Annotated in this window: 21 protein-coding genes; 12 read left to right on the top strand and 9 right to left on the bottom strand. The window is 61.7% G+C overall.

Annotated elements, in window-relative coordinates; all coding sequences use genetic code 11:
* Positions 1 to 5,512: non-ribosomal peptide synthetase (locus MFF34_RS24700; protein ID WP_238217039.1), on the top strand; the 5,512-nt coding region annotated here is incomplete at its 5' end.
* A gap of 193 nt (positions 5,513 to 5,705) precedes the next feature.
* On the opposite strand, the gene MFF34_RS24695 is transcribed toward MFF34_RS24700, so the two are convergent.
* On the bottom strand, positions 5,706 to 8,162 hold the full coding sequence (locus MFF34_RS24695; RefSeq protein WP_238217037.1) for a TonB-dependent receptor: 2,457 nt from the start codon (positions 8,160 to 8,162) through the stop codon (positions 5,706 to 5,708).
* A 124-nt stretch (positions 8,163 to 8,286) separates the two neighbouring features.
* Positions 8,287 to 9,147 carry a formylglycine-generating enzyme family protein gene (locus MFF34_RS24690; RefSeq protein WP_238217035.1) on the bottom strand — a complete coding sequence of 287 codons (861 nt, stop codon included), beginning with the start codon at positions 9,145 to 9,147 and terminating at the stop codon, positions 8,287 to 8,289.
* Positions 9,148 to 9,590: 443 nt separating this feature from the next.
* Between MFF34_RS24690 and MFF34_RS24685 the strand changes: the two genes are divergently transcribed.
* Positions 9,591 to 10,472: a DMT family transporter gene (locus tag MFF34_RS24685; RefSeq protein ID WP_099430170.1), complete on the top strand. Its 882-nt coding sequence runs from the start codon at positions 9,591 to 9,593 to the stop codon at positions 10,470 to 10,472.
* A gap of 10 nt (positions 10,473 to 10,482) precedes the next feature.
* On the opposite strand, the gene MFF34_RS24680 is transcribed toward MFF34_RS24685, so the two are convergent.
* Both MFF34_RS24680 and MFF34_RS24675 read right to left on the bottom strand, forming a co-directional pair.
* A complete protein-coding gene (locus tag MFF34_RS24680; protein WP_027593173.1) occupies positions 10,483 to 10,941 on the bottom strand; it encodes a DUF4265 domain-containing protein in 459 nt (152 codons plus the stop codon).
* A 13-nt stretch (positions 10,942 to 10,954) separates the two neighbouring features.
* Positions 10,955 to 11,830, bottom strand: a complete 876-nt coding sequence (locus MFF34_RS24675) for a DMT family transporter (protein WP_099430169.1) — start codon at positions 11,828 to 11,830, stop codon at positions 10,955 to 10,957.
* 137 nt (positions 11,831 to 11,967) lie between these two features.
* On the opposite strand from MFF34_RS24675, the gene aceK reads away from it, so the two are divergent.
* Positions 11,968 to 13,683, top strand: a complete 1,716-nt coding sequence (gene aceK, locus MFF34_RS24670; protein WP_238217033.1) for a bifunctional isocitrate dehydrogenase kinase/phosphatase — start codon at positions 11,968 to 11,970, stop codon at positions 13,681 to 13,683.
* Between the two features lie 53 nt (positions 13,684 to 13,736).
* Here the strand turns inward: aceK and MFF34_RS24665 are convergent, their stop codons facing one another.
* Complete coding sequence (locus tag MFF34_RS24665) at positions 13,737 to 14,597, bottom strand: DUF6279 family lipoprotein (protein ID WP_238217031.1); 861 nt, start codon at positions 14,595 to 14,597, stop codon at positions 13,737 to 13,739.
* Positions 14,598 to 14,728: 131 nt separating this feature from the next.
* Between MFF34_RS24665 and MFF34_RS24660 the strand changes: the two genes are divergently transcribed.
* Positions 14,729 to 15,565 carry a S1 RNA-binding domain-containing protein gene (locus MFF34_RS24660; protein WP_027593169.1) on the top strand — a complete coding sequence of 279 codons (837 nt, stop codon included), beginning with the start codon at positions 14,729 to 14,731 and terminating at the stop codon, positions 15,563 to 15,565.
* Here MFF34_RS24660 and MFF34_RS24655 read toward each other — a convergent pair whose 3' ends face one another.
* Both MFF34_RS24655 and MFF34_RS24650 read right to left on the bottom strand, forming a co-directional pair.
* Entirely contained in the window at positions 15,566 to 15,946 is a 381-nt protein-coding gene (locus MFF34_RS24655; protein ID WP_027593168.1) for a hypothetical protein, read from the bottom strand.
* A gap of 209 nt (positions 15,947 to 16,155) precedes the next feature.
* Entirely contained in the window at positions 16,156 to 17,628 is a 1,473-nt protein-coding gene (locus MFF34_RS24650) for a nitrous oxide reductase family maturation protein NosD (RefSeq protein ID WP_238217029.1), read from the bottom strand.
* Between the two features lie 229 nt (positions 17,629 to 17,857).
* Between MFF34_RS24650 and MFF34_RS24645 the strand changes: the two genes are divergently transcribed.
* The 3 genes from MFF34_RS24645 (at position 17,858) to def (ending at position 19,765) form a co-directional block, all read left to right on the top strand.
* The gene (locus MFF34_RS24645) at positions 17,858 to 18,037 is read left to right on the top strand and encodes a CsbD family protein (RefSeq protein WP_238217028.1); all 180 of its coding nucleotides are present in this window, start codon (positions 17,858 to 17,860) and stop codon (positions 18,035 to 18,037) included.
* Between the two features lie 241 nt (positions 18,038 to 18,278).
* Positions 18,279 to 19,232: a YihY/virulence factor BrkB family protein gene (locus tag MFF34_RS24640; protein ID WP_027593165.1), complete on the top strand. Its 954-nt coding sequence runs from the start codon at positions 18,279 to 18,281 to the stop codon at positions 19,230 to 19,232.
* A complete protein-coding gene (gene def / locus MFF34_RS24635) occupies positions 19,229 to 19,765 on the top strand; it encodes a peptide deformylase (protein WP_238217026.1) in 537 nt (178 codons plus the stop codon). The genes MFF34_RS24640 and def overlap by 4 nt, the downstream gene beginning before the upstream one ends.
* On the opposite strand, the gene MFF34_RS24630 is transcribed toward def, so the two are convergent.
* Complete coding sequence (locus MFF34_RS24630; RefSeq protein ID WP_238217024.1) at positions 19,720 to 20,088, bottom strand: GNAT family N-acetyltransferase; 369 nt, start codon at positions 20,086 to 20,088, stop codon at positions 19,720 to 19,722. The genes def and MFF34_RS24630 overlap by 46 nt on opposite strands.
* Before the next feature lie 376 nt (positions 20,089 to 20,464).
* Here MFF34_RS24630 and MFF34_RS24625 point away from each other — a divergent pair, with 376 nt between their 5' ends.
* On the top strand, positions 20,465 to 20,722 hold the full coding sequence (locus tag MFF34_RS24625) for a DUF2790 domain-containing protein (protein ID WP_027593162.1): 258 nt from the start codon (positions 20,465 to 20,467) through the stop codon (positions 20,720 to 20,722).
* Positions 20,723 to 20,788: 66 nt separating this feature from the next.
* Here MFF34_RS24625 and MFF34_RS24620 read toward each other — a convergent pair whose 3' ends face one another.
* Entirely contained in the window at positions 20,789 to 22,150 is a 1,362-nt protein-coding gene (locus tag MFF34_RS24620) for a PLP-dependent aminotransferase family protein (protein WP_238217022.1), read from the bottom strand.
* A 76-nt stretch (positions 22,151 to 22,226) separates the two neighbouring features.
* Between MFF34_RS24620 and MFF34_RS24615 the strand changes: the two genes are divergently transcribed.
* From MFF34_RS24615 to MFF34_RS24600, 4 genes are all read left to right on the top strand, one after another.
* The gene (locus MFF34_RS24615) at positions 22,227 to 23,192 is read left to right on the top strand and encodes a threonine dehydratase (RefSeq protein ID WP_238217020.1); all 966 of its coding nucleotides are present in this window, start codon (positions 22,227 to 22,229) and stop codon (positions 23,190 to 23,192) included.
* Positions 23,193 to 23,246: 54 nt separating this feature from the next.
* A complete protein-coding gene (locus MFF34_RS24610; protein WP_238217019.1) occupies positions 23,247 to 23,579 on the top strand; it encodes a type II toxin-antitoxin system HicB family antitoxin in 333 nt (110 codons plus the stop codon).
* Between the two features lie 79 nt (positions 23,580 to 23,658).
* Positions 23,659 to 24,303, top strand: a complete 645-nt coding sequence (locus MFF34_RS24605; protein ID WP_027593159.1) for a LysE family translocator — start codon at positions 23,659 to 23,661, stop codon at positions 24,301 to 24,303.
* A 187-nt stretch (positions 24,304 to 24,490) separates the two neighbouring features.
* Entirely contained in the window at positions 24,491 to 24,916 is a 426-nt protein-coding gene (locus MFF34_RS24600; RefSeq protein ID WP_027593158.1) for a nuclear transport factor 2 family protein, read from the top strand.
* Positions 24,917 to 24,933 lie beyond the last annotated feature (17 nt).

Genomic DNA, 24,933 nt, shown 5'->3' with positions numbered 1-24,933 from the left:
GCAGATCGCGGCGATCTGGGCAGATGTACTCAGGTTGGAACGCGTCGGCTTGAGTGACAACTTCTTCGAGTTGGGGGGCGACTCTATCGTGTCGCTGCAGGTGGTCAGTCGCGCACGCCTGCAAAACATCCAGTTCACACCCAAGGAATTGTTCCAGGTTCAAACAGTTCAAGGCCTGGCAGCCGTGGCCCGCCGCGCGGCGAGTGCTGTCATCGATCAAGGGCCGGTAACCGGCGTCACGCCGCTGATACCGATTCAGCACTGGTTCTTCGAGGCGGATATTCCTCAACGACACCACTGGAACCAGTCGGTACTGCTGACACCGAGTGAACGACTGGACTCGGATACGCTGGACGCAGCTTTGCTCGCACTGGTCGAGCACCATGATGTACTGCGCTTGCGCTTCGAGTCGAAGGGTGGCGCCTGGCAAGCCGAGTTCCGCGAAGCGCTACCCCATCAACTGTGGACGCGCTCAGCCGTCAATGCAGACGACCTTCAGCCTCTTGTCGAAGAAGCCCAGCGCAGCTTGAGCCTGGAGCAGGGCCCGCTGGTGCGGGCGGTGCTGGCTAACCTCGCCGATGGCAGCCAACGCGTGCTGCTGGTGATCCACCACCTGGTTGTGGATGGTGTGTCGTGGCGGGTGCTGTTGGAGGATTTGCAACAGGCATACCAAGCACTGCGGGCCGGTAATGCGCTGCGCTTGCCGGCCAAGACCTGCGCGTTCAAAGTCTGGGCGGAGCATGTACAGCGTCATGCCACCAGCCCTGAGTTGCAGGCCGAGCTGGGCTTCTGGCAAACACAACTGCAGGGCGCCAATGACGCGCTGCCGTGTGACTACCCGCAGGGCGAAAACCTGCTCAAACATGCGGCGTCGGTCAGCACTAAATTGGACCGCGAGACCACGCGGCAACTGCTTCAGCAAGCCCCGGTGGCCTATCGCACACAGATCAACGACTTGCTGCTGACTGCGCTGGCCAGGGTAGTGGGCCGTTGGACGGGGCGCCCGGAAGTGTTGGTGCGCCTGGAAGGCCATGGTCGGGAAGACCTGTTCGATGGCATCGACCTGAGCCGCACGGTAGGCTGGTTTACCAGCATGTATCCGATCACCTTGCGCCCTCACGCTGGCCTGGGCGACTCGATCAAGGCCATCAAGGAGCAATTGCGCGCAGTACCCAATAAAGGGGTCGGGTATGGTCTGCTGCGATACCTGGGCGGGGACAACGCGCGTGATGTGCTCGCGGCGCTGCCCCAGGGGGAAATCGTGTTCAACTACCTGGGGCAGTTCGACGGTAGCTTTGACGGCGAGTCGAGCCTGTTCGTGCCTGCCAAGGAGTACGCGGGTGCTAACCAGGACGCAGACGCGCCATTGCCCAGCTTGCTGACAGTGAACAGCCAGGTGTATGGCGGCGAATTGAAGGTGAGCTGGAGCTTCAGCCGCGAGCGGTTCGACGAGGCGACACTCAAGCAGCTGGCGGACGCGTATGCCGATGAGTTGAGAGCGTTGGTGGCCCACTGCTGCGAACCGTCCCATCGAGGTGTCACACCATCGGACTTCCCATTGGCGGGCCTTACCCAGGCTCAGCTGGACAGCTTGCCGGTTGCAGCTGCGGACATTGCCGATCTCTACCCGCTATCCCCGATGCAGCAGGGCATGCTCTTCCACACGCTGCAGGGCTCGGAAGCCGCGCTCTACATCAATCAGACCGCAGTAGAAGTCGAAGGCCTTGAAGTCGAGCGTTTCATCGCGGCCTGGAACCATGTGATTGCGCGCCATGACATCCTGCGTACCGGCTTCTGGTTGTCTGCCAAAGCAGACCAGCCGCTGCAAGTGGTCCATCGCCACGCCACCCTGCCTGTGCAAGTGCTTGACTGGCGCGGCCGTGATGATACCGCTCAGGCATTGCAAGACTTGGCTGCAAGGGAGGCGGCAGAAGGCTTTGACCTGATGGCTGCACCGCTGATGAGGTTGACATTGGTCAAGCTCGAAGACGCACGCTTGCACCTGATCTGGACACGCCATCACATCCTGATGGATGGCTGGAGCAACTCACGCCTGCTGGGCGAGGTGCTGCAGCATTACCACGGTCATGCTGCCAAGGCGCCGCTCGGCCGCTTCGCTGACTACATCCGTTGGCTGGGCGAGCAGCCGCAAAGCGCGCTCGAGACGTTCTGGAGCAGTAAGTTGCAAGGGCTGGAAAGCCCGACGCTGCTGGCGGGCAGCATAGCGCCACAGCCTGATGCCAAGCAGGTTGGCCATGATGCCCTGTATCTGAAATGGGACCGCCAGCAGACCTCCCGTTTACGCGAACAGGCACAGCGTCTGCGCGTCACCCCGAACACCTTGATTCAGGCCACTTGGCTGTTGCTCTTGCAGCGCTATACCGGTCAATCCACGGTGTGCTTCGGGGCCACGGTAGCTGGGCGGCCAGCAGGTTTGGCCGGCGCCGATGAGATGCTCGGGCTGTTCATCAATACCTTGCCAGTGGTGCAGTCAGCACAACCTCATCACGTTGTCGGTGAGTGGGTACGTCAGCTTCAGGCCTACAACCTGGAACTGCGAGACCATGAACATGCTGCCTTGTCTGACGTACAGCGTTGGGCAGGGCGCGCGGGGCAACCGCTGTTCGACAGCATCGTGGTCTTCGAGAACTATCCAGTGGATGAGCGTCTGCGCGAGGAAGGGGCTGGCACGCTGCGGTTCGGTGAAGTCAGTAGCCGTGACGTGACCAACTATGCCATGGACCTCGCCGTGCACCTGGGCGAGACCTTGTCCGTCGAGTTCCTGTACCTGCGAAACCGCTTGACTCATGCGGCAACGGACATGATCCGCGGCAGCTTTGAGCGCTTGCTCACCGGCATACTGTATAACCCGAACGCAGCGATAGGCAGCCTGGACATGCTCACGCCGATGCAGTCGCTCAAGGCACGCGAGCGCAACCAACTGCAACCTAAGCAACAGGGCCTGCCGTTGCTGGCTGAGCGCATTGCCCAACACGCGGTAGCCAGGCCGCAAGCTGTGGCTGTCATGTGTGCTGGGCAGCAACTGACGTATGCGCAACTGGACGAACGCGCCAACCGCCTTGCGCACCATTTGATCGGCCTGGGCGCGCAGCCTGAAGCGACGGTGGGGGTTGCGCTGGAGCGCTCGGTCGAGACGATCGTGGCCTTCCTGGCAGTGATGAAAACCGGCGCGGCTTATGTACCACTGGACATTGACTACCCGCAGGAACGTCTGCAGTGGATCGTGGAGGATTCGCACATGCACCTGCTGCTGACCAGCAGCAGCCTGCGTGAGCGTTTGGGTGACGTACAACACGTGGTGGCACTGGACCAGTTGTCGCTGTCGCAGCTGCCGTCGACTGCACCTCAGCTTCAGGTACAGGAAGACAACCTCGCTTACCTGATCTACACCTCTGGCTCTACCGGCAAGCCGAAAGGTGTGGCGGTAAGCCATGGGCAAATCCGCATGCACTGCCAGGCCATCGCCCAGTTGTATGAGATGGACGAGGCCACGCGCGAGTTGTTGTTCATGTCGTTTGCCTTCGACGGAGCCCAGGAACGGTGGCTTTCCACCCTGTCCTCCGGTGGTTGCCTGGTGGTTCGCGAGAACCGCTTGTGGACCGCGGAAGAAACCTGGCAGGTGCTGCAGGCACAAAGCATCGATATTGCGTGCTTCCCGCCTGCCTACCTGCAGCAGTTGGCCGAGTTCGCCGAGAGTCAGCCAGAGGCGCCACCTGCGGTACGCATCTATTGCTTCGGCGGGGATGCGGTACCCGATGCCTTGTTCGAATTGGTCAAGCGCACCTTGCAACCGCAGTACTTGACCAATGGTTATGGGCCTACAGAAACGGTAGTGACGCCGATGCTGTGGAAGGTATCGGCACAGCAGCGTTGCGAGGCGGTGTATGCGCCGATCGGTGATCGGGTCGGCCAGCGCACGTTGCATGTACTCGATGATGACCTCAACCCGCTGCCAGAGGGTGTCGCGGGTGAGTTGTACATCGGGGGCGAGGGTGTGGCGCGGGGTTACCACCAGCGCAGTGCCCTGACGGCCGAGCGTTTCGTGGCCGACCCCTTCGCCGAAGGGGCGCGCCTGTATCGGACGGGGGACCGCGTGCGCCGCCGTGCCGACGGGGTGATCGATTTCATTGGGCGCCTGGACAGCCAGCTGAAGGTGCGCGGCTTCCGTATCGAACCGGGCGAGATCGAAGCGCGCTTGCGTAACCTGGCCGATGTCAGGGATGCCGTAGTCGTGGCGCGTGAGGGCGCTGCCGGCAAACAGCTGGTCGGGTATGTGGTCACCGGTACGGCCGCAACCGATGCGATGCATCTGCGTGAGGCTCTGCGCGCCGAGCTGCCTGACTACATGGTGCCTGCGCAGTTGGTGCTGTTGCCGACGCTGCCGCTCACACCTAATGGCAAAATCGATCGCAATGCATTGCCTGCCCCTGAATTTGCAGCACAGCGGCAGCGGATTGCACCGCGCAATGCCGTGGAGCAGGCCTTGGTGAACATCTGGCAAGAGGTGCTGGGCGTGCAAAGTGTGGGTGTGGACGACAACTTCTTCGAGCTTGGCGGTGACTCGCTGCGGGTGCTCAAGATGTTGTCGAAGGTCCGCGCCAGCGATGATATTCCGATAGAGCTGAAACTGCGGGACGTCATGGCTAAACCGACCATCGGTGAACTCAGTGGCTATGCCGCCGCCGATGAAAGCCTCGATCCTTTGTTGCTGCTCAACAGCCGGGTGCCCGATGTGGCCCCCCTGTTCTGCCTGCACGCGGGCTTTGGTACGGTGTTCGATTATGAACCACTGGCCCGACGCCTGGAGGGGCGCTGCAGCGTATACGGTGTGCAATGCCGAATGCTGCTCGACCGTGACTGGGTGGACGATTCGCTTCAGTCGATGGCCATCGATTACGCCCAGTACATCCGCCAGAAGCAGCCCGAAGGGCCTTACCGCCTGCTGGGTTGGTCGTTGGGGGGGACGCTGGCCGTGCTGGTGGCCCAGGAACTGGAAAGCCAGGGCCAGCAGGTATCGTTGCTCGGGCTGGTCGACAGCTTCATGCCGGGGACCGAGCCAAATGACGTGCAAGGTGACTGGAGCGATGACCTACGCGGCTTCCTGGGTGTCGTGTTGGGCGTACCCAAGGAACAACTGGCTATTGGCTCAGTGCCAGCCGGTACTGCAACTGCAATGCTGGAGCAGGTGATCGACGAAGTCTGCGCGATGCAGGGTGGGCAGTCAGCGTTTGCCGAAGTCGGCAGCGCTGAATTGGCTCATACATTCATCGTTGCCATGCGGCTGAAGGTGTTGTCGCAAGGGGTCGAGCCGCTTCCGGCCACCCAGGCATTGGCATCGTGCTGGTGGGCAGGCGGCAGCGTGAGCCCTGCCTGGACCCATGCCTATGCTGAAAGCAACGCTGTCTCAGCTGGCCACTATGACATCCTCAAGCATGCAGAGGTGATCGAGAGCCTGGTGGCTAAGTTGAGGGAGGTGGATACGGTCGCGTAACAACGGCCTTGTAGAAGTACCAAGAGGGGCTATCCGTACGGGATAGCCCCTTTTTGTATGCAGGCGTAAATGGCGCTCGCCTTCGCAAAGGCTGGGCATGAAAAAACGGCGCTCCGGTTAGGGAAGCGCCGTTTTCAACAGGCCTGTCGTATGCACCGTGGCCGGCTAGACCCGCCTGGCTAGATGAACGCCATCAGAAGTCGTAGCGCAGGTCGAGCGTGGCATTACGCGGTGCACCATAGTGGCCATAACTGCCGGCCATGCCGGAGTAGTACTTTTCGTCGAACAGGTTGTTCACATTCAGCGTTGCCGCCAAGTGGTCAGTGACCTGGTAACGCGCCATCAGGCTGGCCACGGCATAGTCGTCATCCTTGACCTTGGCATTGTTGAAGTTGGTGAACGTCAACGCTTTGCTGGAATCCCAGTTGACGCCGCCGCCTACGGTCAACTTGTCCCAGTTGCCCTGGAGGCGATAAGTGCTCCACAGGCGGAACGTGTCCATGGGCAATTGGGTCGTCAGACGGTCGCCGTCGGCGTTCTCGGTACGGGCATGGCTGTAGCCGGTTTGGACATTCCAGCCAGGCGCGATCTCACCCGCGATTTCAAACTCGAAGCCTTTGGTTTTCGCGCCGTCTACGGCACGATACGCCTGGCCATTGGTCGGTGTGAGTTGGCCCGGATCAATTTCGGCGAAGTTGTCCCGCTCTACCATGAACACGGCGGCGCTGGTATTCAGGCGGCCATCGAAGAACTCGCCTTTCCAACCCAATTCGTAGTTCTTGCCGACCACAGGCTCGAGTACCTTGCCGTCTTTGTCCATCGACGTCTGCGGCTTGAAGATGTCGGTATAGCTGACATAGACAGACTGTTCAGGGGTCAGGTCGTAGACCACACCGGCATAGGGGGTTACCTGGCCGGTTTCACGCATCTTGCTGACCGTGTTGGTGTTGGCAATCAGCGAGGTCAGGTCGGAGTCGTAAGTGTATTGCGAAACCCGTGCACCCAGCAGCAGGTGCAGGTCATCGGTAATGTTGAAACGGTTGGCCACGAAGTAACCGCTTTGTCGTGTCTTGATGTTGAAAATCAGAGAGGGCCGGTAGCCATCGCGGGCCAGGTAGTTATCCCAGGTGTAGAAATTGAACGTGGCGATACCACCGGTCTGCGAGTGGTGGTCGTTTTCATATTCGGAATAGTTGTACCCCACGACCAAATCGTGGGAACGGCCGAACAGTTCGTAAGTACCGGCGAGGTTGACGTCCAAGCCCTTCTGGGTTTGATCGGCGGAAATCTTTGCCCGCTCGGCGCTTGCAGCGCCGGTTTCCTCGTTCAAGTACGTGACCCCGGACGTGCTGCGGTACCAGCCCAGGTCAGCATCGCGATCGACGTCCATGTAATTGGCCACCACCCTGAGCTTCCAGTCGTTGACCAACTGCTGCTCCAAGGTCGCCGTGTAGTTCATGGTCTCGAAATCATCGTACATCCACCGAGCGCCGGAGCTGGTGGATCGCGAGAAATCGGTTTGCTTGCCATTGGTGAACAGCAGCGGGACACCCGGCGCGCCCGTCGATTTGTACTTCTGGTAGTCGACACCAAAACGCACGAGGGTTGTGTCGGTCAGGTCGGCTTCAACGACGCCGTAGAGGATTTCCCGCTTCTGGTCATACCAGTCCATGAACGTGTGGTTGTCTTGCTTGGCCGCAACCATGCGCCCTCGGACGTTACCTGTTTCTGTCAGTGGGCCAGAGACATCGACTTCGCTGCGGTAGTTATCCCAGGATCCAACACTGCCCTTGACATAGGATTTGAACTCGCGGGTCGGCTTCTTGCGGATCAAGTTGATCACGCCGCCAGGCTCGCCGGCACCGGTCATCAGGCCCGTGGCGCCACGGACGATCTCGACCCGGTCATACAAGGCCATGTCCAGCAGCGTGCTGGGCATGTTGCGCGTCTGGTTTTCCTGGCTGGTATTGACGCCGTCGAACTGGTAGGTATCGATGGCACTCCCGCGAGAGTAGATGTTGAAGCGCTCCCCGCCATCCTGGGACATGGTGATCCCTGGGGTCTCTTTGAGCACATCGGTGATGGCGCTGAGGTGTTGATCATCCATGCGTTGACGCGTCATCACGGTGACCGATTGAGGCGTTTCACGAAGCGACAGGTTCATCTTCGTGGCTGTACTGGTGATACCTGTGGTGTACGAACCGGTGCCTTCGGTAGTAGCGCCGAGGCCCACGCTATTGACGTTGGTCGCCGAAAGCTCGACCTGGCCTTCCTTTGCGGCCGAACTCGCTGTCACCGTTGCCGAGTTGCCATCGATCTGGTACCTCAACCCCGTCCCTTGCAACAGGATGCGCAGCGATGACGCCAGGTCATGGCGCCCCTTCAGTGCCGAAGAACGCAGCCCGCTGATATCTTGTGGGCTGTACAACAACTGCGTATCCGTCTGCTTGGCCAGCGCCTGCAGCGCCGAGTTCATCGACTGCGCGGGAATATCCAGGGTCCATTCCTGTGCCTGCACCTGTGCAACCAGCGCAGAGGACAGCGCCAGGCCCAGGCCAATGCGTGACAGCGCACGCTGGGGGCGAAGGGAATGACGAATCAGTAAGGCTTTGGCAAGCGGGTTGAGCGCACTGGGCAATGGCATGGACATCTGTTGCGTTCTCGTTGGCAGAAGGGTTTTTTCTATGTGCTGTATGTGACGCAGCACCTGTGAAAAACCGGAACGATTCTTATTGACTGTTTTTCCGCAGGTGCTGTTAACCGCGTCACAACGTTCAGAGTTCGCGGGCTACACGAAAGCCGAGGAAGTCGCCACGGGTGGTCTTGAGGCGGTCGTTGCGGTTGGCCGAGCGCGAGAAGATCGGTGGCTCGCCCCAGTCGTTGCCGCGCATGTGCGCGCGGATGCACTTGGGGTCCTGGACCCAGGCGCTGCCGTCGCTGGGGGCGCCTTCGTAGCTTTCGTGGTAGCAGTCGGCGACCCACTCGTAGACGTTGCCGTGCATGTCGTACATGCCGAAGGCATTGGCCGGGTAGCTGCCCACGGGGGCGGTGAAGGTGTAGCCGTCACGGGGGCCGTAGGTGTTGGCGTGCTTGCTGATCTCGTACTTGCCCGGCTCGTCGAACGGGAAGGGGAACGGGCCGGTAGAGCCACCGCGGGCGGCGTATTCACGTTCAGCCTCGCTGACCATGCGGTAGGGCTTGCCGGTTTTTTTTGCCAGCCACACGGTGTAGGCCTGGACTTCGTCATAGTCGACGCAGACCGCAGGTTGGCGGGCCGTTTGTTTGTAGGTGGGCTTGCTGGCTTCGCACCAGCGGCCGGGGCGGTCGTCGCCGCTCTTGATGACGGTGCCGGTGGCCTTGATGTAGGCGTCCAGCTCGCCGGCGGTAACCTGGTAGCGGCTCATCGCGAAGGGCTTGGCGAAGGTCACGGTGTGCAGCGGGCCTTCGTCGGGCTGGCGGCCGGCTTCGTCATCGGGTGCACCCATCACGTAGCTGCCGGCGGGCAGTACCACCATCTCTGGGCAGTCCTTGCAGTCCTGGAATACATCACCTGGCTTGGCCGCGTGGGCGTAGGCGCTGACCAGCAGCAGGCAGGTGATCTGGGCTGGCCGGTAGAGCCAGGCTTTTGCGTTCATGAGTGGTCCTCGGAGCGGGTGAATGCGTGCGGCGTTTCGCATTCAGACGAGCCAAGGCGGTGAAAAATTAACCAACGACCGCGCCTACAAAGGTCGGTTTAGCCAGTTGCCAGCCAGAAAACGCCGGGCTATAGTCCAGGCCATTGATCTCATCCTGAAGACCTGTTCATGCCAGCCATCCCTTCCACCTCATGTTTTGCCATCGCGCCAGTCGCGGGCGAGGTCGTGCGTGGTAGCCAGCAGCCTGCCATGATCAGTCACTACCCACCACCTGTCAGTGGCGTTGTAGGCGGCGTAGCTCCGCCTCCTTGCGTGGTCGTGCTGGGCTGATCGGCTTCTGGCCGCATCCCACCGCACTCGCAACCTACTGAACACGGTCGGCTACTTCCCTCGCTGAAGCGTACGCCCTCCGTTCGGCTCATTCGCCCGAAAGGTGGCAATACATGTCTGTCATTTCCAAAGCATCCGTGGCCTCGGCGGCCACCACCAGCCTGTTCGTCCTGCTGTGGAGCAGCGGGGCAATCGTCTCCAAGCTGGGCCTGGCGCACGCCAGCCCGTTCGCTTTCCTGTTATTGCGCTCGGCGCTGGCCCTTGCGGGCCTGTTGATGATCGGCCCCTTGTTGGGCCTGCGTTGGCCGCGCAGTCGTGGGGCGGTGCTGCGCGCCCTGGGCACCGGCTGCGTGTTGCTGGGGGCCTACCAGATCTTCTATCTGTTGGCGCTCAATACCCATGTCACCCCTGGCGTGATGGCCACGGTGATGGGGGTGCAACCGATCCTCACCGTAGTACTGATGGAGCGTCAGCGTTCCTGGAGCCGGCTGTTCGGCCTGGGGCTGGGCCTTGCTGGCCTGGTGATGGTGGTCTATCAAAGCATCAACTTGGGTGGGGTGTCCCTGGCCGGCATGCTGTTCGCGCTGCTGGCGCTGGGCAGCATGACCTTGGGTTCGATCCTGCAGAAACGCATCACCGACAACCCCATGGGCACCTTGCCGTTGCAGTACCTGGCAGGGTTTGCCCTGTGCGCGCTGTTCGCCCCCTTGCAACCGTTGCACGTGCAGTGGACCAGCGGCTTCGTCGGTGCACTGCTGTGGATGGGGCTGGTGGTGTCGTTGCTGGCGACCCTGCTGCTGTATCGCCTGATCGCCAAGGGCAATCTGGTCAATGTCACCAGCCTGTTCTACCTGGTGCCTGCGGTGACTGCGGTGATGGACTTCCTGATCTTCGGTAACCGTTTGGCAGCGCTGAGCCTGCTGGGGATGGGGCTGATCGTGGTGGGCTTGCTGTTCGTGTTCCGCAAGCCGGCTGCGCGGTTGGCGGAGGCGTAAGCGTAGCGCTCTAGCGAAACTCTTCGGGGATGGTGTGCCGCAGCACGCCTTCCTCGAAGTCCAGCAGGTCGGCTTCGCGCTGGGTCAGCAGGTAATAGAGCAAGGTGTCGAGCGCGCGCTGCGAGGGGACTTCGACGGCAAGCATCCTCACCGCCTGTTCTGCTTCGCAGTTGCAGCCAAAGTCTTGCAGGGCTGCGCGCACCTGGTCGAGCGTTTCCGGTGGCTTGACGATCACCCGGAACACCGAGCGGCCGCTGCTGATGCGCAAGCTGTCGAACCAGGTTTCACCGCTGTCCTCCCGCGTGTCGATGATGTCGCCCGGCGCAATGCCGTAGACATAGAACGGGATGCCATCGACTTGGTAGCCGCCGTCGACTGCCTTGGCCCACAGGCCCTCGACTGAGGCCGGCGGGTAACCGTCTGCGTCCTGCACCAGGCGGAACAACACCTTCTTGTATGCACTGTTCATCGTGTGCCCCGCTTCAATGGCGCGTCGGCCGCAGCACCAGCCACAAGGCCGCGCCAATCAACACACCGCCGTAGAGGTGCGCCATCGACAGCGGTTCATCCAGCAACCATGCCCCCCACAATACGCCGAATACCGGGATCAGGAAGGTCACGGTGCTGGCTTTGACCGGGCCAATTTCTTCGAGCAGGCGGAAGTACAGGATATAGGCGAATGCGGTGCACAGCAGGCCCAACCCGAGCAGCGACAGCCACACCTGCCAGCCGCCCCAGCTGGCAGGCGGCTGAGCCAAGGCGCTCCAGGCGAACAGCGGGCTCAGCAGTAGCGTGGCGCCGAGCATGCTGCCCAGGGCCGAGAGGCGGCTGTCCAGGCCGCTGACCCAGCGGCGGGCGAGAAAACCGGCGAAGCCATAACAGGTGGTGGCCGCCAGGCAGGCGAGGGCGCCTTGCAGCAAGGCCAGGTCCAGCGCGACGGGGCCAGCGCCGCTGAGGATGCCGACGCCGAACAGGCCCAGGAAGATGCCGCAGAGCTTGGGCAGGGTCATCGGTTCGCGGAAGAACAGCACGCCGATCAGTACGCCCATCAGCGGTGTGGTGGCGTTGAAAATCGCCGAGTAGCCAGCTGGCAGTACTTGCGCGGCCACGGAGTAGAACGTCGCCGGGATGCCCGAGTTGATCATGCCCAGCACCAGGCAGGCGCCGAGCTTGCCTTGGAAGTCCCAGCGTACCCGCGCGGCGGCGACGATGGCGACCAGGCCCAGGCAGGCGATCGACACGCGGAAGAACGCGGTCGGCACGGTGCCGAGTTCGGGGGCGATGATGCGCATGAACAGAAAACTCGCCCCCCAGACAGCGGCAAGGGTCAGCAGGCGGGCTAGGGCAATGGGGGTCACAACGGTCTCCGGGTTTTGGGCAGGGCGCGAGTTTACGCCAGGGGGGAGTGGGATTCTTGTGCTTTCTTGCGCTGTGAATCTAGGCGGGCTGTGGACCGGCTAAGCTGTATCTCTCACCCTGCACCGAGATGCCCTGCATGTCCCAGCACTGGCCTGCCAGCGAAATCGCCCGGATGATCCTCGATGGCTTCGATGACTACCGCGAACACTTTCGGTGTATCACCCTCGGCGCCCGTGAGCGCTTCGAGCAGGCGCGCTGGCAAGACATCCAACGCGCAGCGGCGGCGCGTATCAACCTCTACGAAGAAAAGGTGGCCGAGGCCAACGGCCGGCTACGGCAAAGCGTTGCCGACGAGGTGCTGCTGGATGTGGAGCAGTGGCCGCTGGTCAAGAGCGCCTACATCCACCTGATCGACCCACGGCTCGACGACGAGTTGTCCGAGACCTGGTACAACTCGCTGTTCTGCAGCCTGTTCAGCCATGACCAGATCAGCGACGGCTGCATGTTCATCCACACCACCCGGCCTTCCCTGCGCAGCCACGAGCGCGCGGCGCAAACCCGCACCTATCAGCTTGAAGAAGGGCTCAAGGGCCTGCTGCGGGCGATCTTCGCCGATTACCCGTTCGATGTGCCCTATGGTGACCTTGAGGGCGACCTGACGCGGCTGGAAGAACAGCTGCGCGAATGCCTGCCGGACTGGGTGTGCAAGGACCCGGCCTTGGCGGTCGAGCTGTTTTCGCCGGTGTTGTACCGCAACAAGGGCGCCTACTTGGTCGGCCGCCTGTACACCCCCGACGAGCAGTGGCCGCTGGTGATCCCCTTGTTGCACCGCGAAGGCCTTGGCATCGAGGCCGATGCGCTGATCACCGACGAGGCGGAGGTGTCCATCATCTTCTCTTTCACCCGCTCTTATTTCATGGTCGATGTGCCGGTGCCGGCGGAGTTCGTCAACTTCCTCAAGCGTATCTTGCCCGGCAAGCACATTGCCGAGTTGTACACCTCGATCGGTTTCTACAAACATGGCAAGTCGGAGTTCTACCGGGCACTGATCAATCATCTGGCCAACAGTGACGACCGCTTCATCATGGCGCCAGGGGTGCGTGGGATGGTCATGAGCGTGTTCACGCTGCCGGGCTTCAATACCGTGTTCAAGATCATCAAGGACCGCTTCTCACCGTCAAAAACCGTTGACCGCGCCACGGTGATCGACAAATACCGCCTGGTGAAAAGCGTCGATCGGGTAGGGCGCATGGCCGATACCCAGGAGTTCGCCGATTTTCGCTTTCCGCGCAGCAAGTTCGAGCCGGAATGCCTGGCCGAGCTGCTGGAAGTGGCGCCGTCCACGGTCGCCCTGGAAGGCGACACAGTGCTGATCCGCCACTGCTGGACCGAGCGGCGCATGACACCCCTCAACCTTTACCTGGAGCACGCCAGTGAAGGCCAGGTGCTCGAAGCGCTGGAGGATTACGGCTTGGCCATCAAGCAACTGGCGGCGGCGAACATCTTCCCCGGTGACATGTTGCTGAAAAACTTTGGCGTCACCCGCCATGGCCGGGTGGTGTTTTACGACTATGACGAAATCTGTTTTCTGACCGAGGTGAACTTCCGCCATATACCGCCACCGCGCTACCCGGAAGACGAGATGTCAGGCGAGCCGTGGTACTCGATCGGGCCGCATGACGTGTTCCCCGAAGAGTTCCCGCCGTTTCTGTTTGCCGATATGGGCCAGCGGCGTTTGTTCAGCCGCTTGCATGGCGAATTGTATGACGCGGATTACTGGAAGGGTTTGCAGGCAACGATTCGCGACGGGAAGGTGATCGATGTGTTCCCGTATCGACGTAAGGTGCGGTAACCCTGGGGCTGCGCTGCAGTCGCAAACTATCAGCGCCACGCACGTCTGGGGTTTCAGCCCTTCAGGCACTTCAACTCGCTGAAATCGGTGCGCACCTTGCTCAGTCGCGCCTGCAGTTGCTGACGCTGCTCCGGGGTGCTCAAGTGCATCAGATCGACCAGCAACCTGCGTGCTTGCAGCTCGGTGTTCTGGTAGGCGATGCGGTACTCCGGGCTCCACAGGCTCTCTTTGCGCTGCAGCAACTGCGCCAGGCGCGGTTCGAAGCTGGCATCGCTGCGTTTGTCCATCGCCAGCACCAGCTGTTGCTGCCAGTGGGCACGGTTGGCGATCCACTGGCGGTTCTGATCGCCCAGCGCCTGTGACCAGGTCAGCACACGTAGCCGTTGCGCTGCATTGAGTTCACCCAGCCACGGCGTCAGGCGTTTTTCCATGCGCTCGGCGCGGCGGGCAATCTGCTTGGGCAAAGGCGTATCGACATACTGCTTTTGCCGTTCGCTGATGTCGTCGCGAAACGCCTCGCGCATTTCCGCCACCTGCGCGTCGCTCATGCCACGCAGCAGTTCGGTGGCGGAGGGGGTGATTTCTTCGGCAACCCGGCCAATCGCCTCGCGCGCTTCGCGGGTGCGCTGCTGCAACGCCTGGTCGGTCACCTGGTCTTCGGCGACCATAGCCCGCACCCGGTCCAGCCAGTCGAGGTAACTGGGCAGTTGGGTTTTGCAATGCCAGGCCAGGTGCTGCCTGAGCCGCTCGTCGAGCAGCACCTTTTGGTCGCGGTTCATGTCCAGGTAGTCACCGAGCGACCATGGCACCAGGCGGTCCAGGTTGCGGTAGGCCAGGTCGATGCGGCTGCACGCGACCAGGGCCAGGGCGAACGCGACGGTGATAAGCAGGGGCTTGAGCAGGCGTCGAAGCATGTGCTGATCCTTGCAGTGGCTGGCCAGTCGGTAGACGCAAGGGGGAAGATGACGGTTCCACCGAATCAGCGGTCGGGCAGTACGGTGGCTTCAGGTGTAGAATAGCCGTCTTGTCTTGAGGAACATCGGAAATGGCTCTGCTTGGGCGTTACAACAGTTTGCAAATCGTTAAACACGTGGAATTCGGCCTCTACCTGGACGGCGGCGCCGATGGCGAGATCCTGCTGCCGGGGCGTTACATCCCGAAGAACGCCGAGACCGAGGTAGACGATTGGTTGAACGTGTTCATCTACTTGGACAGCGAAGACCAGCTGATTGCTACCACCGAGAAGCCAAAGGTGCAGGTCGGTGAGTTCGCCAGCCTCAAGGTCAAGGACATCAATGGTGCCGGTATCTTCCTGGATTGGGGCCTGTCCAAGGACCTGCTGATGCCTTACTCGGAAGAGTTGCGGCCACTGAAGATCGGCGACTACTGCGTGGTGCACGCGTACCTCGACAAGCGTACCCGCCGCATCACCGCGACCGCGCGCCTGGACCGCTACCTGGACCGTACCCCGGCCGATTACCAGGTCGGCCAGCCGGTTGAGCTACTGGTGGCCGGCGAGACGCCGATGGGCTTCAAGGCGATCATCAACAACCGCCACTGGGGCCTGATCCACAAGAACGAGGTGTTCAAGTTCCTGCGTTCGGGGATGCACGAGAAGGGCTTCATCAAGGAAATCCGCCACGACGGCAAAATCGCCCTGAGCCTGCAACCGGTGGGCGCGGCCCTGGCTGATAGCCTGCAGGAGCAGATCATGGCGCGCCTGGACGCCGAAGGCGGGGTGCTGCCGGTGTGCGACAAGAGCGACCCGGCAGTGATCACCAAGCTGTTCAACGTCAGCAAGGGCAACTTCAAGAAGGCCATTGGCGCGTTGTTCAAGCAAGGCCGCATCGTCATCCATGACGATCGTATCGAGCGGGTCTGATCAGGCCTGCACGAACGTACGGAAGTCCAGCTGCTCGCCACCCGGGCGGGTGTCGCGCAGCAGCGAGTCGCGGTCGGCGCTCAGGGCCAGGCTGATGGTCGAACGGCGTTTGCCTGGCTTGCGCACTTCCATCTGCTCCAGGTGAGCCTTGAGGAAGTTGGTCGGTACTTTCAGGTGCTGCAGCTCATCGCTGTCCGGGGTGTGCAGCAGCAGGTTGACCCAATCGGGTTGGCCTTTGCCCAACAGCGCTACCGGCACTTCGAACCACCACAGGTTGCGTTTGGGGTCGAGGATGGCGAACAGGGTGTTGCTGCTGGTCAGCACGGGCCGGGCCAGTGCTTCGTTGCGCCGGGCGATGGCGGCGGGTTTGTCGAGTTTCATGCAGGTTCCTGCGGGTTGACGCGTAATAAGGCCTGCATTGTGAGGGGTGGCGGTTAGCGGGGCAAGGTTTGCCATGCGCTTTGCCTGGGCTGTCCTCTTCGCGGGGCAAGCCCGCTCCCACATGTATACGATTACCCTGAGAACAGTTGTGTAACCTGTGGGAGCGGCGGTGCGGCGATCCGACTTGTCCCGCGAAGAGGCCATTTGCCTCAGCGACTCACCGGCCGGCTCAACTCGGAAGTGGCCCCATCGGCAGTGGTCACTGTCGCGGTAAAGCTGCGCAACCCGCCGATATTCTCCAGCGGATGTGCAAACCGCGCCTGCCCCTGGGCATTGCTGTTCACCAGCACGTCCCCAAGATACTGCTCCGCTTCGCTGCCCGCAGCCTGCGCATTGCCGAACAACTCGATGCGCAACAGGCTCGACGCCGGCCCCTGCACCTCGCCGCGAATCACATTTCCCTCAAGCGCAATCAGCCGAGGTGGCTGCTGGTTGTGGTTAGGCAACGGTTGGCAAGGCTTGGGTTCGCCCTTGGCATCGCAGATGATCGCTTGGTCCTTCTTCGCCAGCTCCGCACCCACCCCGCGCGACCCTACATACAACGCATGCGCCTGTGCCGGCACGCCGAAGACGATGGCGCCGGTGCGCTGGTTTGGCACGCAGGAGCCACCGGCCTCGCAGCGGCGGATGTCCTGGCTGTTATTCCAAATGCGGTTGGCGCTCAGGCGTGTGGCGGTGACGCTCGGCTCTGGGCGCAAGGCCACGCCGATGCGGTTGCCGTGGATCAGGTTGCCATCGAGGATGTTGCCCTCGCCGGTGACGCTGACGCCGATCGAGTTACCGGTGAAGGTGTTGGCGCCCAGGTAGTTGCGGTTGCCCCAGTTGATCTGCAGGCCGTCCGAGTAGTGCTCGAAACGGTTGCGCACCACCGTGTTGTCATTGCCCAGCAGAATCTCGATGCCCTGGGACGGCTCGGGGTTGGCCGGTGTGGAGCGGAACAGGTTGTCCGCCACCAGGTTGAAGGCCGCGCCACGCGTCAGCTCCAGGCCGTCACCGTTGTCGATCAGCTGGTTGCGCAGCACCTTGTTGTTGACCGTGCTGGTGGCGGTGGGGTTACCGGCGCCGTCGTCACCGGTGAGCATGATGCCGGCACCGCCTTTGTTGGCGACGACGCGGTTGTCTTCGATGACGTTGCCGCTGGCGCGGTTGACCAGGATGCCGATGCAGAAGTTGCGCACTTCCAGGCCGCTCAGGTGCACGCCCTGGGTGTCGCGCAGCACCAGGCCCGGGTGGGTTGTGGTGCGTACGTTGGTGCCGAACTGGCCGGGCAGGGCGCCGGGGCAGGTGTGCACGCCCTGGTCTTTGATATAGCCCGAGCCGTCGATGGCGATGTACTGGCCGTCGCGGGCCCAAGCCAGGCCGGTAATGCTCACCGGGCCTTTGATTTCAGGCAGCGCGCGCGTGGGTTTAATCACATAGGGCGCCTGGCCCACCGCGGCAATCTCGATGCGGTAGTGGCCGGGGTTCTGGTTGCTGGTCTCGATCGCCCAGCGCAGGCTGCCGGGTTGGCCGTCATCGGCATAGCGCTCGACGCGCAGGGCTTCGGTGTCGGCCGGCGAGGCGGCGAGGGCAGGCAGGGGGAGCAGTGGCAGCATGGCCACGAGCACAGGCATCAAACGCATGGGGCGGGTTTTCCGATAAGTCGTTGTTTTTATTGCAGGCGGTCGTATGCGGGGATTCTAGGGCAGGCAGTCGGCCCTGCGCAGGTGGTTGGCGGGAATTGGTGCGGTATTCGCCCGCAGATTTGCCGCTCGGCTTGATCGTGGCAAATTGGTTGAAACTCTTGCGAAGGGCCTCAGGTCCACAGACTGTCGACACGGTTCACGTGTCTCCATTTGCAGGAGTTTTGCCATGAGCGGTACTAAAGACAAAGCGAAAGGCTTGGCCAACGAAGCAATCGGTAACGTGAAACAAGGCATCGGCAAAGTGACCGACAATGAAAAGCTCAAGGCTGAAGGCAAGGCGCAGGAACTGAAGGGTGAAGCCCAGCAGATCAAAGGCCATGTAAAGGACGCTGTGAAAAAGCCTTGATGCATCCTGCCCTGTTCACCAGGGTGTAGGCGTCGCCCTGTAGGAGCAGCTGCTGCGAAGAGGCCAGTGATAGCAATGACTATTATGTAAGTTGCTACGGGCCTCTTCGCAGTGCAACGCTGTTCCTACAAGGATTGTGTTTAACGTAGGCATTTTCTTTTAAACCCTCGGGAGCAGCACAGCAACGGCGTGGTCTATTAGACTTGTCTGTTGTATCGATCGAGCGGCGAAAGGAGACGCTATGATTTTTTCCGCCCTGCAAGGTTTGCCCTTGCACCGCGTGCTGGTGCGCACCGTCAAAGAGTTTCTTGACGACGAGATGTCCACCTATGCGTCCGCGCTGGCCTACCAGATGCTGTTTTCGCTGTTTCCCTTCCTGTTGTTTCTGATTGCCCTGATCGGCTTCCTGCATTTGCCAGATTTTTTCTCCTGGCTGCGCCTGCAATCAGAATTGGTGCTGCCGCCCCAGGCCCTTGAACAGGTGAACCCGGTGATCGACCAGTTGCAACAGTCCAAGGGTGGGCTGTTGTCGGTGGGTATCGTGATTGCCCTGTGGACTGCCTCGGCAGGTGTGCGGCTGATGATGAGCGCCATGAACGCCGCCTATGACGTACCCGAAGGCCGCCCGGTATGGAAGCGCATACCGCTGTCTATCTTCTATACCGTGGGCATCGCCGTCATGCTGCTGGCCGCCGCCGCGTTGATGGTGCTGGGGCCGCAGGTGATGGAGTGGATTGCCGCCCAGGTCGGCATGCAGGAAGTCATCGTCACGGTGTGGACCATCCTGCGCTGGCCGGCGATCATCATCCTGATGATGGTGGCGGTGGCGTTGATCTATTACGTGATGCCCGATGTTAAGCAGAAGTTTCGCTTCATCACCCCAGGCTCGGTGCTGGCCGTGGTGGTGTGGATCGTCGCCTCCTTGGGCTTTGCCTACTACGTGAAAACTTTTGCCGATTACAACGCCATGTATGGCAGCATCGGTGCAATCATCGTGCTGTTGCTGTATTTCTACATCTCTGCTGCCGTGCTGTTGCTTGGCGCGGAAATGAACGCCGTGATCGAACACATGTCGGCCGAGGGCAAGAACCCTGGCGAAAAGGATTTCGACGGCGATAAGCCCAAGGAAACCATCACTGTGCTCGGCCATGAACACCCCGTCGAGCCGCAAACCACCGAGCCGAATCCCCGATGATCCGTGACATTCTCAAGATGGGCGACGAACGCTTGCTGCGTATCGCCCCGCCCGTGCCCCCGCAGATGATCGGCAGCGCTGAACTGCAGCAACTGATCGACGACATGTTCGAGACCATGCGCCATGTCGGGGGTGTGGGTTTGGCTGCGCCGCAGATCGGCATCGACCTGCAACTGGTCATCTTCGGCTTCGAACGCAGCGAGCGTTACCCGGATGCCGAACCAGTGCCGCAGACCATCCTGCTCAACCCGCTGATCACGCCGATATCGAGCGAGGTCGAGGACGGTTGGGAGGGCTGCCTGTCGGTGCCCGGCCTGCGTGGCGTGGTACCGCGTTACCAGCACATTCGCTACGAAGGCCTCGACCCTCAGGGCAACCCGATCAACCGCTTTGCCGATGGCTTCCATGCGCGTGTGGTGCAGCACGAGTGCGACCACCTGATCGGCCGGCTGTACCCCTCGCGCATCCAGGATTTCGCCAAATTCGGTTACACCGAGGTGCTGTTCCCCGGGCTGGACGCGAGCGACGACTGACCGCGCACCAAGGCCACCAGGCGCTTGCTGCGTTGGTAGCGCTGCAGGCGCGCGGCCAGGGGCTCGGGTAGCGTTTGCGCGTCATCGAAGCCCAGGCGCTGGTAGAAGGGCACAAGGTCGGGGTGGCAAAACAGCCAGGTCGGCCCAGCCGCGTGCGCCAACGCACTGTCGATCAGCCGCCCAGCGACACCCTGGCCACGCTGTGGCGGGGCGACGAACAGCCCGGTCAGCCAATAGCCATCGCCAACGGCGGTCAGGCTCATGCCTGCAATGATGCCGCTGGCCCGCGCCACCCACAGTGCAGCATCACGTGCTGCGCGCATGGGCGAGCCGTGCTGGCGGTAGAAGTGATCGAGCAGGCGACGCTCCGTGTCCGACAACTCGGAGCAATGCAGATAATCAGAAATGACGTGTATCCCTTGTTTAAACGGCCAACACCGGCAAGTACATGCCAAAGGCTCTATCCCACTATTTCCAACCCATTATGTCGCAGATTGTTGCAAAACCGGCAAGGGTGAATATCCGACTTCGGGGTTCAACTATTGCAAACCGGGAGTAGACTTTTACTCATCCCACCAGCAGTACGACGAAGCGGGATCGGTACTTCGTGTCATCTTTGCAGTCGATGACAACTTCTCCGCGCCAGTGACGGCATTAGAAGTCAATCGATCAGCTTGATTGCGTTATAGGCAAACCCACATGAAACCATTACTGATTCTTGCATTGGTCGGTATGTCCTCGTTCGCCCTCGCCGATGAGGTCAAACCTGTCTCCAACGAGCCCGTGGCCCAGCAATACGACTACTCCATGAACCTGGATATCAAGCGGGTCATCAACCTGTCGACCATCCCCAATGTCTGCGAAGTAGTGCCTGCGACCATGACCTACGAAGACCACCAAGGCCAGGTGCACACTATTCAGTACCGCGCCATGGGCGAGGGTTGCCAGCAGGGTTGATACTGCAACGCCAACCGCCTCTTCGCGCCGAGCTGTCGCGAAGAGGTGGCCAGGCCGGCCTCGGTGTCATGGGCTGTACATTACCTGGCGCACCACCTCCAGCCCGCGTTTCAGCTCGGCCCGGCTAGCCGCCGCCGACAGGCTGATACGCACCGCCTGCACCTCGGTCGCACCAATGGCGAAGACACTGGCCGGGACGATTTCCACGCCCTGCTCGCGACACCGTCTTACCACCCCCTCCGCACCCTGCGGTGTGGCCAACCATGCGTGAGGTGAAGGCTGCGCTGTGTTGTGCAGCCCATCGCCCAGCAGCCTTCGCGCAAGGCGCCAACGCTCGGTAATTTCCGCCCGCTGCCAGGCCAGCCGCCGCGCAGCCGTACCGTCTTCGATCCACTGGCAGGCAATGAGCAGGTTCAACGGCGATACAGGCCAGTGGCTGGCTTGGGCATGCGGGTCGACCTGTGCCAGCAACTGTGGGCTGGCCACGATCCACCCCAGGCGCAACCCGGCAGCCACCGTCTTGGACAGGCTACTGATGAAAATCCCTTGCTCGCCCAACAGTGAGTAGAGCGGCGGCCTGTCACTGAGTGCGCCATAGACGTCGTCCTCGATCACCAGCAGCCCCAGGCGTTTGACGACCGCAGCGAGCGCTTCGCGGCGAGCGTCATCCATGCAGGCGCCGGTAGGGTTGTGCAGGGTGGGTGTGGTCACCAGCACACGGGCACCGCTGGCGCGGGCGACGCGGTCAAGGTCGTCGGGGCGCAGGCCTTGGCTGTCCAACGCCACACCATGCACGGGCAAGCGCAACTGCCGGCAGGCCGCCTTGATGCCGGGTGCGGTCAAGGCTTCGAGCATGACCGGCTCACCGGCCTGGCAGAACGACTGCAGCACCAGGGTCAGTGCCTGTTGCGCACCGCTACTGAGCAGCAGTGCGTCCGGTGGCAGGGCCAAGCCGCGATTGGCCAGCCAGTGCGCGCCATGAATGCGGCCCAGCAGTAACTGCTCGGGCCCCAGGTAATGATCCAGCAGGCCACTCTCGTGCCGTTGCAGCAGGTTACGCAGGCTGCTTTGCAGGTCCTGATTGTGCGGGTCGGCCACCGGGACGTTGGTCGACAGGTCGATCAATGGCTGTTGCCCATCGTGGTGCTTGAGCCGAAACAGCGTCGCTTCCTTGCTGCCCGCCAGCACGTAGGTGCCGCGGCCGACTTCACCTGCCACCAGGTGGCGCGCGGCAGCTTCACGGTATGCCTGCTGGGTGGTGCTGGGGTTGAGGTCGAGCTTCCAGGCCAGGCGCCGCTGGGGTGGCAGGCGGTCGCCGACCTTGAGCTCGCCGCGCTCAATGGCGTCGGCAATCGCATCGACCAAGGCCAGGTAGCGGGGTTGGTCATCATCCACAAGCGTTGGGATCCACACGAAATTGCTACCCATGCAATATAAGGTTGTACCCATACAATGCCCGGCGCTTAGGATCGGATCAACCACCTACCGATGAGGGATGATCGCCATGTTCGACTTGAAAGCCCTGCGCGAAGCCGCCGATTTCGTTCACCAGCATGTGCCCGCAACGCCCCAGCACGCCTGGCCTTTGCTGGCCGAGCGGCTGGGCTGCCAAGTGTGGGTGAAACATGAAAACCACGCGCCCACCGGAGCGTTCAAAGTGCGGGGCGGGTTGGTCTACGTGCGTTCGCTGCTGGCGGATGGCGCGCCGCCCCGTGGCCTGGTCACCGCCACGCGCGGCAACCATGGCCAGAGCATGGCACTGGCCGCACGCCAGGCGGGCATACCCTTGGTGATCGTGGTGCCCGAAGGCAACTCCACCGAGAAGAACGCCGCCATGCGCGCCCTGGGTGCCGAGCTGGTAGAGCACGGTGTCGATTTTGATGTGGCCCGTGAAGAGGCGGCCCGGCTGGCTGACGCATTGGGCTACATGATGGTGCCGTCGTTTCACCCGGAGCTGGTGCGCGGGGTAGCCACCTATGCCTTGGAACTGTTCGAGGCCGTGTCTGAGCTGGACTGTGTATACGTGCCTATCGGCATGGGGTCGGGCATCTGCGGGCTTATCCAGGCACGCAACCTGCTGGGGTTGAAGACCGAGATCGTGGGGGTGGTGTCTAGCGCGGCCGATGCCTATGCGCAAAGTTTCGAGCGCGGGCGCATCGTCACCACTGCCACTGCCGACACCTTCGCCGATGGCATGGCCTGCCGGGTACCGCACCCGGAGGCGTTCACCTTGGTGTGCGAGCATGCCGCGCGCATCGTGCGGGTGAGTGACAGTGAAGTCGCCGAAGCCATGCGCGTGTACCACGAGGCCACGCATAACACCGCCGAAGGTGCGGGCGCTGCGGCGCTGGCGGCGTTGATGCAGGAGCGCGAGCGGCAAGTGGGCCGGCGGGTGGCCGTGGTGCTGAGCGGGGCGAACGTGGATCGCGCGCGTTATGCGCGCGTGCTGGCGGGTGATGAAAAATCCTGAATGACACGCAATAAGTGCTATCGTATTTTGATAGCACTTGGCAGGAGTCAGCCTATGAGTTGCATGCGCTACAAGGGCTATGCCGCCCGAATCGAATACGCTGAGCGTGACGACATTTTCGTGGGTCGCGTGCTTGGCATGCGCGACATCATCAGCTTTCACGCAAGCTCCGTTCCTGAGTTGCATGAAGCCGTCCGTGAAGCGCTCGAGGACTATCTCGCTGATTTTGCAGAACAGGGCATCACCCCTGAAAAGCCGGCATCAGGCAAGGTCATGCTGCGTATCCGGCCAGAAGTCCACGCTGCTGCCAGCATTGCCGCCCGGGCCGCCGGCAAGAGCCTGAACCAATGGGCGGATGAGGTATTCGAGCAGGCGGCCTTTGCCTGATCGAACACTTCTTCTTCCCATCCCCTGATCACTCGTGGCAGGCTCTACGGCGCTTAATTGGCCGGTCATCGAGTGCTCAATGCCTTTCTCCAATGGTTTTCTCCTCAGCCTGTCCCTGTGTCTGGACATCGGCATCGCCAACATCGCCATGATTACCTTGGCCATGCAGCGTGGTTTTCTCAAGGGTTTCTGGCTGGGGCTGGGGACCTGTGTGGGGGACTTGATCTATGCCGTTGCCGCACTGGCCGGGATGACCGTGCTGCTGCAGTTTGAAAGCGTGCGCTGGACCTTGTGGCTGGGCGGTTCGGCGCTGCTGGTGTGGTTCGCAGTGAAAATGCTGCTGGCGGCGTGGCGCGGCGGGCACATGGACACGCGGGCAGACGTGGTGGTGGAGTCGGGCTGGCGCGAGTTCTTGCGTGGCATCTTTTTGGCCATGTCCTCACCCACCGCGATTTTGTGGTTCGCGGCGGTCGGTGGGGTGCTGATTTCCCGTTCCGGTGGTGGCAGCTTGCTGGAGGCCGGGTTGTTCCTCAGCGGTTTTTTTGCGGCGGGGTTGGTCTGGTGCCTGAGCCTGTGCGGCATTGCCAGCCACGGAGGGCGATTGCTGGGGGATCGATTGCTGACCTGGTCGTACCTGCTGTCGGCGGCGATTTTCTGCTATTTCGCGGTTTACGTGATTGTTTCGGGGTATCGCGAGTTCATTCTCGCCAGCCCTGGGGTGTAGGCAGGGTGCATGCCTTGGGTCTCCCAGGCGCTAAATATCCCGAAGCGAACACCTGGTAGCCCTCACCCAACCTCAAGCCCATTTATTTTCACCGGCCTGTCGATTTCCCAAGCTACCGTTCGACCAACAGTTGAAGGCACAGGCCACACCTATGCCCAAACCTGACAAACGATCGGAGGCCCCACCGATGAGCACCGCAGCCGAAAACGAACTCCGCCAATTGATCGACCGCTGGATGCAGGCCGTGCGCGACCGTGACATCCCCGGCATCACTGCGCCCTATGCCGACGACATCGTCGCCTTCGATGCCATCAAAACCCTGCAATTCAAAGGCAAGGCTGTTTACCAGGCCCACTGGGAAATGTGCATGGGCCTGTGCACCGGCCCGATGATCTTCGAGCTGGCCGAGCTCACCGTATACGCCGACGGAGACCTGGGCCTGGCGCACTGGTTGAACCGCTGCGGCCCGTCGGACGACGAGAGCCAATGCGGCTTCATGCGCGCCACGGTCGGCTATCGTCGCCAGGGCGGGCAATGGCAAGTCATCCATGAACACTGGTCGGCACCGTTCGACATGGAAACGCAGAAAGCCCTGTTCGATCTGAAGCCCTGATCTGATATCGCCAAACG

The sequence above is a fragment of the Pseudomonas sp. PAGU 2196 genome (assembly GCF_022179005.1).
Lineage (GTDB): Bacteria > Pseudomonadota > Gammaproteobacteria > Pseudomonadales > Pseudomonadaceae > Aquipseudomonas > Aquipseudomonas kermanshahensis.
Note: the sequence above shows the minus strand (reverse complement) of the source record. Positions and strands in the feature narration are given on the sequence as shown.

Bases quoted from the DNA above. Each gene is read 5' to 3' on its own strand.
- MFF34_RS24695 (WP_238217037.1), bottom strand. From the start codon at position 8,162: ATGTCCATGCCATTGCCCAGTGCGCTCAACCCGCTTGCCAAAGCCTTA.
- MFF34_RS24690 (WP_238217035.1), bottom strand. From the start codon at position 9,147: ATGAACGCAAAAGCCTGGCTCTACCGGCCAGCCCAGATCACCTGCCTG.
- MFF34_RS24685 (WP_099430170.1), top strand. From the start codon at position 9,591: ATGTCTGTCATTTCCAAAGCATCCGTGGCCTCGGCGGCCACCACCAGC.
- MFF34_RS24680 (WP_027593173.1), bottom strand. From the start codon at position 10,941: ATGAACAGTGCATACAAGAAGGTGTTGTTCCGCCTGGTGCAGGACGCA.
- aceK (WP_238217033.1), top strand. From the start codon at position 11,968: ATGTCCCAGCACTGGCCTGCCAGCGAAATCGCCCGGATGATCCTCGAT.
- MFF34_RS24665 (WP_238217031.1), bottom strand. From the start codon at position 14,597: ATGCTTCGACGCCTGCTCAAGCCCCTGCTTATCACCGTCGCGTTCGCC.
- MFF34_RS24660 (WP_027593169.1), top strand. From the start codon at position 14,729: ATGGCTCTGCTTGGGCGTTACAACAGTTTGCAAATCGTTAAACACGTG.
- MFF34_RS24655 (WP_027593168.1), bottom strand. From the start codon at position 15,946: ATGAAACTCGACAAACCCGCCGCCATCGCCCGGCGCAACGAAGCACTG.
- MFF34_RS24650 (WP_238217029.1), bottom strand. From the start codon at position 17,628: ATGCGTTTGATGCCTGTGCTCGTGGCCATGCTGCCACTGCTCCCCCTG.
- MFF34_RS24645 (WP_238217028.1), top strand. From the start codon at position 17,858: ATGAGCGGTACTAAAGACAAAGCGAAAGGCTTGGCCAACGAAGCAATC.
- MFF34_RS24640 (WP_027593165.1), top strand. From the start codon at position 18,279: ATGATTTTTTCCGCCCTGCAAGGTTTGCCCTTGCACCGCGTGCTGGTG.
- def (WP_238217026.1), top strand. From the start codon at position 19,229: ATGATCCGTGACATTCTCAAGATGGGCGACGAACGCTTGCTGCGTATC.
- MFF34_RS24630 (WP_238217024.1), bottom strand. From the start codon at position 20,088: ATGCGCGCAGCACGTGATGCTGCACTGTGGGTGGCGCGGGCCAGCGGC.
- MFF34_RS24625 (WP_027593162.1), top strand. From the start codon at position 20,465: ATGAAACCATTACTGATTCTTGCATTGGTCGGTATGTCCTCGTTCGCC.
- MFF34_RS24620 (WP_238217022.1), bottom strand. From the start codon at position 22,150: ATGGGTAGCAATTTCGTGTGGATCCCAACGCTTGTGGATGATGACCAA.
- MFF34_RS24615 (WP_238217020.1), top strand. From the start codon at position 22,227: ATGTTCGACTTGAAAGCCCTGCGCGAAGCCGCCGATTTCGTTCACCAG.
- MFF34_RS24610 (WP_238217019.1), top strand. From the start codon at position 23,247: ATGAGTTGCATGCGCTACAAGGGCTATGCCGCCCGAATCGAATACGCT.
- MFF34_RS24605 (WP_027593159.1), top strand. From the start codon at position 23,659: ATGCCTTTCTCCAATGGTTTTCTCCTCAGCCTGTCCCTGTGTCTGGAC.
- MFF34_RS24600 (WP_027593158.1), top strand. From the start codon at position 24,491: ATGAGCACCGCAGCCGAAAACGAACTCCGCCAATTGATCGACCGCTGG.